The organism is Oceanobacillus salinisoli, from assembly GCF_009733865.1.
In the GTDB taxonomy this organism is placed as follows: domain Bacteria; phylum Bacillota; class Bacilli; order Bacillales; family Amphibacillaceae; genus Oceanobacillus; species Oceanobacillus salinisoli.
Map to the genome: position 1 here is coordinate 313,477 of NZ_WOFB01000001.1, position 12,132 is coordinate 325,608.

Consider the following 12,132-nt stretch of genomic DNA (forward strand, 5'->3'; position numbering starts at 1 on the left):
ATTTCCCTCCTTAGTTATTAATAACTTCTTCAGCAAAGTCTGTGTTTACCAGCTCTTCATATGGGACATCTTCTGGAAGTTCTCCGGCTTCATCCATAATTTCTTTTAATTGCTCCCACTCTTGTTGATCCAAAATTGGATCAGTTGCAAAGGAATCCTGATTCTTATAACGGTCAATGGAGGATGCTAATAATTCAACATCTGTATCTTCAAAGAATGGAGAAACAGTTTCGGCAATCGTTTCTGCATCATTTTCCTGTACCCATTGCTGTGCTTTGTATAGTGCTCGGGTAAATTTTAAGACTGCTTCTTTGTTGTCATCCAAATAGCTCTGCTTTGCCATAAATCCGGTATAAGGTACGGTTCCTGATTCTTCTCCAAAAGAAGCAACAATATGTCCAGTTCCTTCTCGTTCAAATACACTTGCTGTTGGTTCGAATAATTGTACATATTCATAATCCCCTGAAGCAAATGCACTTGGTATGTTTGCAAAATCGACACTTTGATCCAGGTTTACATCTTCATGTGGATCAATTCCGTGCTTTTTCAAAACATATTCACCAACCATTTGTGGCATTCCACCAACACGCTGGCCTAGAAAGTTGCTCCCTTTTAAGTCATCCCAGTTAAAGTCAGGTTTTGGTTTCTTAGCTACCAAAAATGTCCCATCTGTTTGTGTTAACTGGGCAAAATTAATGGCATAATCTCTGGAATCCTGTGCGTACACATAGATGGATGTTTCCGCACCCACTAATGCAATATCCGCACCATCTGACAATAGGGTAGTCATTGTCGTGTCGCCACCCCATGTAGTTTGCAGATCAACTTCCAATCCTTCCTCCTCAAAGAATCCATGTTCTAATGCAACATACATTGGTGTATAAAAGACCGATCTCGTTACTTCAGCTAAGCTTATTTTTGTTGTCCCGTTTGAACTGCAAGCCGATAGAAAGATAAGCAATCCAATCGAAAATAAAGCGAAAAATCTAATCTTTCTCATGTCATTCGACCCTTTCACGTTAAGATAATCTTACTTAAAATAGATTATGTTTGGGCGAAAAATGTGTGAATGCCTAGATGAATTTTTGGAGCAGAGAGGGGAAGGGTGGAGAATCACCGAAAAAGAGGAGGGAAATCTAAAGTTTAGTGGAAACCCCAAAGGTCGATTAGAAAAACAATGTATTAGCTAAATGTTAAGCTCTACAAACGAAAAAATACCGGTCTCCATTCAGAGACCGGCTGTCAGCATGTTACTGTACTATTAGTTTTCACTCATATAAATAAATCCTTTTGGGATGAGGAAATAAATTTATTTGGTTCAATAATAAATGGAACCTTTTTTACCCTTTATACAATGGTCCTGCTTGCCTGATATCTTCAGACGCTTCGGTGAATTTCATGAAATTATGATGGAATTTCAATGAAAGATCTTTTGCAGTAAGATCATAGGCTTCTTTATCTTCCCAGGTTTGTTTAGGAATTAGCACTTCATCTGGAACGCCTGGAATATGAAGCGGAATTTCCAGCCCGAATATTTCATCTGTAACTGTTTCAACATTGTTTAATTCACCTTCAAGTGCAGAATGAACCATTGCACGTGTATGAGAAAGTTTCATGCGCTTCCCAACACCATAAGATCCACCAGTCCAGCCTGTGTTAACAAGAAATACATTGGTATTGTACTGGTCAATTTTTTCGCCAAGCATTTCCGCATATTTGGATGGAGCTAACGGCAAAAATGGTGAACCGAAGCAGGCTGAGAATGTAGCTTGTGGTTCTGTTACACCACGCTCTGTACCTGCTAATTTACTTGTGTAACCACTTAAAAAATGGTACATGGCCTGCTCTTTTGTTAGTTTACTAATTGGTGGTAATGTTCCAGATGCATCTGCCGTTAAAAATATGATCGCATTTGGATGACCAGCAACACTTGGTGTCACAATGTTATTTATATTTTCCAACGGATATGCTGCTCTTGTATTTTCTGTTAAAGATGTGTCATTATAATCCGGCAGTCGTGTTTCTTCATTTAATATTACGTTTTCCAGTACGGAACCAAACCGAATCGCATGATAAATCTGTGGTTCCTTTTCTTCTGATAAGTTAATGCATTTTGCATAGCAGCCACCTTCGATATTGAAAACTCCATTTGGTCCCCATCCATGCTCATCATCACCAATTAGGCGGCGATAAGGATCTGCGGAAAGTGTCGTTTTTCCAGTACCTGAAAGTCCAAAGAAAAGAGCAACATCTCCTTCCTGACCAACATTTGCTGAGCAGTGCATGGATAATACATCACGTTGTGGGAGCAGATAATTCATGATGGAGAAAACGGATTTTTTAATCTCCCCAGCATATTCTGTCCCACCAATTAAAATGACACGTTTTTTAAAAGAAATGATGATAAACGTTTCCGAATTCGTTCCATCGACAGCTGGGTCTGCTTTGAAATTCGGTGCAGAAATTACCGTAAATTCACTTTGGTGATTTTCTAACTCCATATCTGTTGGTGTAATGAATAATTGACGGGAAAACAGGTTATGCCATGCATACTCATTAATAACCTGGATTGGCAAGCGGTACTTTTTATCTGCTCCTGCAAATCCTTTAAAAGAAAAAATTTCGTCTTTCTCTTTTAAATAGTCAACGACTTTTTGATACAAGTTATCAAAGTATTCTTCTTCAATTGATTGGTTAACTGGACCCCAATCAATAAATTTTTCGCAAACTTCATCTTTTACTATAAATTTATCTTTAGGAGATCGCCCTGTATAGGTACCTGTTGTTGCCCGAACGGCTCCTGTTTCAGATAGAACAGCTTCTTTTCGGCCTAGGATTCGTTCCACTAACTGTGGCACTGATAAATTCTCTTTGATGTTTTTGTGAATGTAAAGATCCTTTAACAATGTTCTTTCCACCATTTTCATTTGTTTCTCCTGCCTTTTTTTGATGGGTTACATGCGTATAAATAACAATCCACCATATATTTTACTTGATTTGTTTATTAGTATAACACATTTATAAAAATAGTCCATACTATTTGTAGTTAAATTTTGTAAATTTATACTCAAAAATAATATTGATTTTTTTACCTAATTAATTGACTGTAAGAAACAAGCTTCAAGAATGAGAAGAGAGGGGCTGTAGCCAGTAAATTCCTGATTCCTTCAGTGGCCTTTAGGTCATACCCTTATGGTACTAACAATTAGTGGGGAAAGAAAAATCCACTGATTGAAAGTCATTTTATGAATTCGAATTTCTATTTCTGACTAAAAATTTAGGTTCATTTCGTAAAGAAGCAATGGGCCGGCCCTAATCTTCGTTACTAAAAATAACAGTTTCATTTATATAAGTATGCCCATATAAAACTGTTGACATTAACAGTATGTTTCGTTACGATAAACTTCGAACGGATACTCTCTTATTCAGAGTTGGTGGAGGGACAGACCCTATGAAGCCCAGCAACCATCACTACCCGTGAAAAGGTGCTTACCTGAAGCAAGGATAATTCCTTGGACAATAAGAGTGAAAGGACCGGTACCCCTTTCCTCATTAGAAGGAATGGGATTTTTTACTTTAATGAAGAAATTCTTGCTCTTTATTGTATAAAAAACATCGGCTTTTCCAATGCTTAATATAGATAAAATATAGCAGAACAGAAATGCCTGAGGTGTACTTTTATTATGCATGAATGAATAGAGTTCCGTAACATCGATTAAAGGAGAGAATGAGCCTAATGGCTGAAAATCGTCGTTTATTTACATCTGAATCTGTAACAGAGGGGCATCCGGATAAAATGTCTGATCAAATTTCCGATGCTATCTTAGATGAAATTTTAAAAGAGGATCCAAATGCCCGTGTGGCATGTGAAACAACTGTAACTACAGGACTAGTATTGGTAGCTGGTGAAATTTCAACCGATACATATGTGGATATTCCAGCAATCGTAAGACAAACCGTAAAAGAGATTGGCTATACACGTGCAAAATACGGCTTTGATTCTGATACCTGTGCAGTACTGACTGCAATTGATGAACAATCACCTGACATTGCAATGGGTGTGGACAAGGCACTGGAAACACGTGAAGGTAAAATAAGTGATGAGGCAATCGCTGCAATTGGTGCAGGAGACCAGGGTCTAATGTTTGGCTATGCTTGTGATGAAACAGAAGAGCTCATGCCACTGCCGATTTCACTGGCACATAAGCTATCCAAGCGCCTAGCAGATGTGCGTAAGGAGAATGTGGTGGATTACTTACGTCCGGATGGGAAAACACAGGTAACAGTCGAATATGATGAGAATAATAGACCAATACGTATCGATACGATTGTTATCTCAACACAGCATCATCCGGAAGTGTCGCAGGAACAAATTGAAAAAGATTTGAAAGAACAAGTGATTCAACCAGTTGTTCCTGCTGAATTATTGGATGAACACACGAAATACTTTATTAACCCAACAGGCCGATTTGTTGTTGGTGGACCACAAGGGGATGTTGGTTTAACAGGGCGTAAAATCATTGTTGATACATATGGTGGCTATGCTCGTCACGGTGGGGGAGCTTTTAGTGGGAAAGACTCTACCAAAGTGGACCGCTCTGCTGCATATGCTGCACGTTATGTGGCAAAAAATATCGTTGCAGCCGGACTTGCCAAATCTTGTGAGGTCCAATTAGCTTATGCCATTGGAGTGGCTGAACCAGTTTCTATTTCTATTGATACATTTGGGACCGGCAAAGTATCTGAAGTGGATTTAGTGCATGCTGTTCGTGAATTATTTGATCTCCGTCCAGCAGGAATTATTAGTATGCTTGATTTACGAAAACCAATTTTTAAAAACACGGCTGCTTATGGTCACTTCGGAAGAACCGATATTCAATTCCCTTGGGAAATGACGGATAAAGTGGAAGAATTAAAAGCCTTAGTAAAATAACTTTTTTTAAAATTTAAGTCACTTCGCTCACAAAGGAGCTAGGTGACTTTTTTATTAAGTTTCTTTTCGTAAAGTTTGTTGTTATGAATTTATATAAACTGCGAACTAACTTTAAATGATGTTGGAGCACCAACTTACCGCTACGGAAATACACTACGACTTCCGCGGGCGACCATAAAGACTAATGAAAATTCCTATGGTGATGCTCTCGCTTGTTCTAATGATGATAGCTACTTTATTCGCTCCGGCATAATACTTACAGGTCGTGGGCACGACCTAAAACCTCATAAAGGAAAACCGTAAGTGCGCCTCTAGTCTTCTATTAACGCTTCGTAGTAGCCTTCCTCGGCGCACAGGAGTTTATATTAAATGCGACATTAAATTTCCATTTAAAAGCAACAATCTTTTAGAAAACAGCCTTTATCAGTGAAATAAATTGCCACCAAGCAACATGTACCTGCCTAATAACACCACTTTATTTTCCTAAATCTGTATGATCTTTATAATACTGCCCTTTTTCCACGTACGATTTTCTCACACGTTCCATTTCGGCATAATCTGCTTCCGTTAATTTTCGGACAACTTTGGCCGGGCGTCCCATAACCAGTGTGTGTGGTGGGATTTTCTTTCCAGGGGGAACAAGGCTTCCTGCTCCAACGAATGCATTTTCTCCGATTTCTGCGCCATCCAAAATTTGGGAGCCCATACCAACCAGTGCATTTTTCCGGACAACCGCAGAGTGCAAAGTAACCTGGTGACCTACAGTAACATCATCCTCAACAATTAATGGATTGTTTGGGCTTTGATGAAGCATGGACAAATCTTGTATACTTACTCGTTTTCCGATATGAGTTGGTGCAACATCCCCACGAATAACGGTTTTAAACCAAATACTGGACTCTTCATCAATCGTGACATCTCCAATGATAACCGCATCTTTGGCAATAAATACGGAGTCATGAATATTTGGTTTCATTCCCTTATAGTCTCCAATCATGGATCATTTCTCCTCCTATTATCTATTTATATATTTTTAAATGTTCTGCTATGTTGATATAATAAGTATAGCAAACAATTAGGATTGGAAAAAAGTGATTGGAGGAAACACTTTGTCCCACGTACCAACAACTTCACTAACATTAGTGACTACTGTCTTTCGAAAAATATTTCCTGCTGTTAATGAGGAATTGCATAAGTGGAGATCACAGGCAGAACAAATACCTAATAAAGAACTGCGTACACAAGCGCTTAACAGCATAAACTCTAAACGATTTCATTGCCAGGGCGGAGCGGTGTTTGCTCTGCTTGCTGAGGAAAAGTGGAGGGAGGCTGTTCGCTTTATTGTTGCTTATCAAACCATCAGTGACTACTTAGATAACCTTTGTGATCGAAGTACATCGCTGAATCCTGATGATTTTGAGCTTTTACACCTGGCAATGGAAGATGCACTTACTCCAGGAAATGAATGCAAAAATTATTACGAGCTGCGTGATGATCAGGATGACGGGAACTATTTAAAAGAGCTGGTTCAAACATGTCAGCAAGTAATAAATAGGTTAGGCAAGCGAGAAGCAGTGACGGTACCATTATTACGATTAGAAGAAATGTATGCTAATTTACAAGTCCATAAGCATGTAAAAGTGGATGAACGTATTCCCAGACTTACTAATTGGTATGAGGGTAACAAAGAACAAGCACCGACACTGAGCTGGTATGAGTATGCAGCAGCAGCAGGTTCAACGCTTGGCATATTTTGCCTTGCTTCCTATGCCTTATCGGATCGCATGACAGAGCAATTAACAAAAGATGTTTTTCACAGCTATTTTCCATATATGCAAGGTTTACATATCTTGTTAGACTATTTTATTGATCAGAATGAAGATATAGAAGAAGGGGATCTGAACTTTTGCAGTTTTTATACGAATAATAAAGAAATGAGGGAGCGGTTTGCTTATTTTATAAAGCAGGCAGATCAAAGGGTTCAATCTCTGCCAAATTCTCAGTTTCATAAAATGATACATCATGGATTGGTCGGACTATATTTGGGAGATAAGAAGGTGATGACCATCGAGGGAGGAGCGGGTTTAGCGAGGGAACTCCTTGAAATCAGTGGCGGGAGTGCGAAATTCTTTCATTGGAACACGAAGTTGTATTATAAATTCAATAAAAAAAGAAGTGCTGGATAAACTAGGGAGCTATGTATTGCTGCTTCGTATAAAATCATAACAGAAGGGGGAGTTTTTTTATGCCAAACTGCCAGACCTGTGGAAGGAAATGGACATGGATGCAGACGGTTAAGTCACTTCGCAATATCTGTCCACACTGTGGAACAAAGCAATACCCATCACAAGCATCCAGAAAGAAAAACCTTATATCTACTCTCATTCTGCTTATTTTGATATTTGCTGCGAATGGTTTATTTGATTTTTCAATTGGATGGTCGACTGTTATAGTGATTTTCGTTACTTTAGCAATGATATCCATACATCCGCTCTTTTTGGAATTATCCAATAAAGAAGAGCCGTATATATAATATTTCTCTAGAATACAACGATTTTTTCTTTTTTACGAGTAACAAGCAGTCTGGCGTAGTATGATATGTATCTTTTTCATAGAATAAATTAAGATTTATCTTCAGAAGAAAAGAAGCTTACTATCAAACGTCCCTTTAAGTTATAGCTATACATAAATCAGAAAACCAGTACTAGCGTAGGCAGAATACGTAGACTCCTCGAAAATAAAAACCGATTTTCTCGTACGATGTAGAGCAGCAGACCGCCTTCCTTGTCCTGTGGGAACAGCACGTTCTAGACCTTTCAGCGAGGGTACTACTTGAGTAATCTTCTTTGTTCCCTTGCGCCGAGGAATTCTACCACGAAGCGTTACTAGAAGACACAGGCGCACCGGTTTTCCGTGAGGAGGCTTTAGGTCGTGTCCACGAACTGTAAATATTCTGCGGGAGCGAATGTATGCACGCTATCATCATTAGAATAAGCGAGATCATCACGATAGGAATTTTCATTAGTCAAGAGTTTATATCAACAGCGGAGATTGAGAGCAAAAAAATTACGAAAAGAACTATATAATAAAATGAAAAATGAGATGTAAGAAGAATCTTCACATCTCATCTTTTCTGGATTGCGATTATAAACGGGGGATCATTTTTTTGATTAATGAAGCCATATTGCAGTACTTTATACTCTTTTTGATTTAGTTTCAATACATGCTTTAAGATGGCTTCTTTTTCTTCCTTCCCGCCTTGATGACCATGATAGACAACAAGAACAACCAAACCATTTCGTTTTAGGGAATCTAAGATAATATCTATCGAGATAATAGTTGATTGTGGCCTGGTAATTACTTTTTTATCGCTTTTAGGCAAATAGCCAAGGTTGAAAATTGCCCCACCAATGGTTTGATTTTTTTCATTAGGCAAGTAATCTGATATATTGGCATGACTATCATGAATTAACGATACATTAGAGATTCCATTTTTAATAAGTGCATCTTTTGTCACTGCAATAGCCTGTTCTTGGATATCAAACGCAAGTACATGTCCATTTTCTCCAACTATCTCACTTAAAAATAGTGTGTCATTTCCATTTCCACATGTTGCATCAATCGCTGTTTCACCTTCATGAATGGATTCTTCCAATAAATAATGAGCATAATTCAGAATTCCTTTTAACATAGCTATCACCTCATTATATATGTATTTTTGATTTATTACTCGTTTTTATCTGGCTGTAGGTCCCATAGTAAAGTAACATTTTTAAAAAAAGTGCATATCTTATATTTTAACATATATGTATGGATTTTGGATGTGTTGACAAAGATGTTACTATTATTTATAATTTCGATATAATATGACAACGACTTTGAGAAGGATTAGTAGTAAATAGTTTCATGGCATAGAGAGGCAGTGGCTGGTGGAAACTGTCGCTTGAGCGTTTATGAACTCACCTTCTTTGTTGCAGGTTCGAATCGTTACCAGTAGTTCCTGCCGTATATCTGCGTTAAAGATATAAGTGAACGTAATGAATCAGTACGTTAAATTGGGTGGTACCGCGGGAGTAAAAGCTTCTCGTCCCTTTATAGGGATGAGTGGCTTTTTTTTACTGTGGGAAAGCATAAAGTTTTAGGCCAGGAAGTGAGTTCGAGGCAGCTAAAATTTTAAAGCCCTACGAAAACAAATCTGCTTTGTCGTGTTACATGAATATTTAGGGGAGCAGCACTCCTTATAATGCTACTAGAAGGTGGTAGCTCTAAGGAGTTGCTTCGCTAAGTAACCTGCAAAGGCAGGTTTTTCTGATGTTGTTGTTTTTTAGAAAAGGGAGGAAAAGACATTGAGTTTTGATCACCGGAAGATTGAGAAAAAGTGGCAAGCCTATTGGCAAGAAAATAAAACATTTAAAACCAACACATTCTCTGACAAAGAGAAGTTTTATGCGTTGGATATGTTCCCGTACCCGTCAGGAGCAGGACTTCACGTTGGTCATCCAGAGGGATATACTGCAACAGATATTCTGTCACGAATGAAGCGGATGCAAGGGTATGAAGTGCTTCATCCGATGGGGTGGGATGCTTTTGGACTACCTGCAGAACAGTATGCGATTGATACAGGGAATAGTCCGGCAGAATTCACGGAACAAAACATTGCAACTTTTAAAAGACAAATTCAGGAACTGGGTTTTTCTTATGATTGGGATCGCGAAATTAATACAACAGATCCAAGTTATTATAAATGGACACAATGGATTTTCGCTAAACTTTATGAGAAAGGCCTTGCCTATATTGATGAGGTGCCGGTAAACTGGTGTCCTGCACTTGGGACGGTTTTGGCGAATGAAGAGGTAATCGATGGAAAAAGTGAACGTGGCGGACATCCAGTTATTCGTAAGCCAATGAAACAATGGATGCTGCGTATCACTGCATATGCAGACCGCCTTCTCGAGGATCTGGATAATTTGGATTGGCCGGAAAGCTTGAAGGAAATGCAGCGTAATTGGATTGGAAAATCAGAAGGTGCGGAAGTGAAGTTTACCATCGATGGTCATGATGACAAAGATTTCGTCGTCTTTACTACAAGACCGGATACTCTATTTGGTGCTACTTATGCCGTACTGGCACCGGAACATCCTTATGTTGCGGACATTACTACAGCAGATCAAAAGGAAAAAGTGGATGCCTATCTAGATGAGGTAGAGAAGAAATCCGATCTAGAACGTACGGATTTGGCAAAAGATAAAACGGGTGTATTTACTGGTGCCTATGCGATTAATCCAGTGAACAATAAGAAAGTTCCAGTCTGGGTTGCTGATTATGTACTGATGTCCTATGGAACAGGTGCTATCATGGCCGTTCCAGCCCATGATGACCGTGACTATGAATTTGCCCAAAAATTTGACCTGCCGATTGTAGAAGTTGTTGCTGGTGGTGATGTAACCAAAGAGGCTTATACAGGAGATGGCGAACATGTCAATTCGGACTTCCTAAATGGACTAGGTAAAGAAGAAGCAATTACGAAAGCCATTGAATGGTTGGAAGAAAACGGAAAAGGGGAGAAGAAGATTACGTATCGCCTCCGTGATTGGCTATTTGCAAGACAGCGATATTGGGGAGAGCCAATCCCGGTTATTCATTGGGAAGATGGTACGATGACAACAATACCTGAGGAAGAACTCCCGCTAGAACTTCCAAAAATGACGGAAATTAAACCGTCTGGAACTGGTGAATCCCCACTAGCTAATAATAGTGACTGGGTAAATGTCGTTGATCCGGAAACTGGTAAAAAAGGACGCCGGGAAACAAATACTATGCCACAGTGGGCAGGAAGCTCCTGGTATTTCCTACGCTATATTGATCCGAATAACACAGAAAGAATCGGTGATCCAGAAGCATTAAAAGAGTGGCTGCCTGTCGATGTTTATATTGGTGGTGCAGAGCATGCGGTATTACATTTGCTATATGCACGTTTCTGGCATAAATTCCTTTATGATCTTGGAGTCGTACCTACAAAGGAACCATTCCAAAAACTGTATAACCAAGGGATGATTCTTGGTGAAGGTAATGAGAAGATGAGTAAGTCAAAAGGAAATGTAGTAAACCCTGATGATATTGTTTTATCCCATGGTGCTGATACCTTGCGTTTGTATGAAATGTTTATGGGGCCATTGGATGCCTCTGTAGCATGGTCTACAAATGGTCTGGATGGTGCAAGACGCTTTCTTGACCGTGTATGGCGTCTATTTGTGAATGAGGAAGGGTCCTTATCTGAAAAAATAATGGATGAAATAAATCCTGATTTAGAAAAGGTATACCATGAAACAGTTAAAAAAGTAACAGAGGACTTTGAACATCTTCATTTCAATACGGCAATTTCGCAAATGATGGTATTTGTAAATGAAGGGTACAAAGCAGATAAACTTCCAAAAGAATATGTAGAAGGATTTGTAAAACTTCTTTCACCAGTAGCACCGCATATTTCGGAAGAGCTATGGGAGAGACTTGGTCATTCGGAAACGATTTCTTATGAAGAATGGCCAACATTTGATGAATCGAAGTTGGTCGAGGATGAAGTAGAAGTTGTTCTTCAAGTCATGGGTAAAGTTCGCTCAAAAATTAGTGTTGCAAAGGATATATCCAAAGAGGAGCTTCAGAAACAAGCACTCGAAGACGAAACATTGCAAAAGTGGCTGGAAGGTAAAACAATCCGTAAAGTAATTGTCGTTCCAGGAAAACTAGTTAATGTTGTTGCTAATTAAATGAAAACAACAGTAGCTTTTGCATCCTCCACTGGTTATTAGATGAAGGCTAACTGGCTGCCCGCCCCAACTTTTATTTCTTAAAGTAGGGGGACCTACAGCCAGTTAATTTTTATATGTTTTGTTGTTTTTAACCTTGCAGTAGATACAAACTGCTAAATAAGTTTAGATGTCGTTGGAGCTAAATTTACCGCTACGGAAATATACTACGCGCACTTTAGGGCGGCTGGTAAGCCTCCTAGTGCTGACGCGTCTTTAGGGTTCCCACCGATGCCTCTTTTCCCACAGGATAAGGAATGCGGTCTGCGGCTATACATCGCACGCAGAAAAGTGGTTTTCTTTTTCAAGGAGTCTCCGTGTATTTCCTTCGTTAGTTTTGTGATATTATCTTCCCAGCATTTGATTTAACAACTTATGTGTTGGCATCGTTAGAAA

The 12,132-nt window shown here is 39.0% G+C and carries 8 protein-coding genes, 1 riboswitch and 1 other annotated feature; of the genes, 4 read left to right on the plus strand and 4 right to left on the minus strand.

The features are described from left to right. Positions 1–10 precede the first annotated feature (10 nt). Entirely contained in the window at positions 11–1,000 is a 990-nt protein-coding gene (locus tag GMJ66_RS01425) for an ABC transporter substrate-binding protein (RefSeq protein WP_156288555.1), read from the minus strand. 340 nt (positions 1,001–1,340) lie between these two features. Next, positions 1,341–2,927, minus strand: coding sequence for a phosphoenolpyruvate carboxykinase (ATP) (gene pckA, locus GMJ66_RS01430; RefSeq protein WP_156288556.1), 1,587 nt, complete (start codon positions 2,925–2,927; stop codon positions 1,341–1,343). 491 nt (positions 2,928–3,418) lie between these two features. Then, positions 3,419–3,526: riboswitch (SAM riboswitch) on the plus strand. A 210-nt stretch (positions 3,527–3,736) separates the two neighbouring features. Between pckA and metK the strand changes: the two genes are divergently transcribed. Further along, positions 3,737–4,933 carry a methionine adenosyltransferase gene (gene metK, locus GMJ66_RS01435; protein ID WP_156288557.1) on the plus strand — a complete coding sequence of 399 codons (1,197 nt, stop codon included), beginning with the start codon at positions 3,737–3,739 and terminating at the stop codon, positions 4,931–4,933. A gap of 475 nt (positions 4,934–5,408) precedes the next feature. On the opposite strand, the gene GMJ66_RS01440 is transcribed toward metK, so the two are convergent. Further along, positions 5,409–5,930: a gamma carbonic anhydrase gene (locus GMJ66_RS01440; RefSeq protein ID WP_156288558.1), complete on the minus strand. Its 522-nt coding sequence runs from the start codon at positions 5,928–5,930 to the stop codon at positions 5,409–5,411. 112 nt (positions 5,931–6,042) lie between these two features. On the opposite strand from GMJ66_RS01440, the gene GMJ66_RS01445 reads away from it, so the two are divergent. Both GMJ66_RS01445 and GMJ66_RS01450 read left to right on the plus strand, forming a co-directional pair. Continuing rightward, entirely contained in the window at positions 6,043–7,119 is a 1,077-nt protein-coding gene (locus GMJ66_RS01445; RefSeq protein WP_156288559.1) for a tetraprenyl-beta-curcumene synthase family protein, read from the plus strand. Positions 7,120–7,178: 59 nt separating this feature from the next. Then, positions 7,179–7,466, plus strand: a complete 288-nt coding sequence (locus tag GMJ66_RS01450) for a TIGR04104 family putative zinc finger protein (protein ID WP_156288560.1) — start codon at positions 7,179–7,181, stop codon at positions 7,464–7,466. Between the two features lie 591 nt (positions 7,467–8,057). On the opposite strand, the gene GMJ66_RS01455 is transcribed toward GMJ66_RS01450, so the two are convergent. Beyond that, positions 8,058–8,624 carry a class I SAM-dependent methyltransferase gene (locus GMJ66_RS01455; protein WP_156288561.1) on the minus strand — a complete coding sequence of 189 codons (567 nt, stop codon included), beginning with the start codon at positions 8,622–8,624 and terminating at the stop codon, positions 8,058–8,060. 178 nt (positions 8,625–8,802) lie between these two features. Beyond that, positions 8,803–9,028: a binding site (T-box leader), on the plus strand. Positions 9,029–9,279: 251 nt separating this feature from the next. On the opposite strand from GMJ66_RS01455, the gene leuS reads away from it, so the two are divergent. Further along, positions 9,280–11,697, plus strand: a complete 2,418-nt coding sequence (leuS, locus tag GMJ66_RS01460) for a leucine--tRNA ligase (protein ID WP_156288562.1) — start codon at positions 9,280–9,282, stop codon at positions 11,695–11,697. The last annotated feature ends 435 nt before the right edge of the window (positions 11,698–12,132 follow it).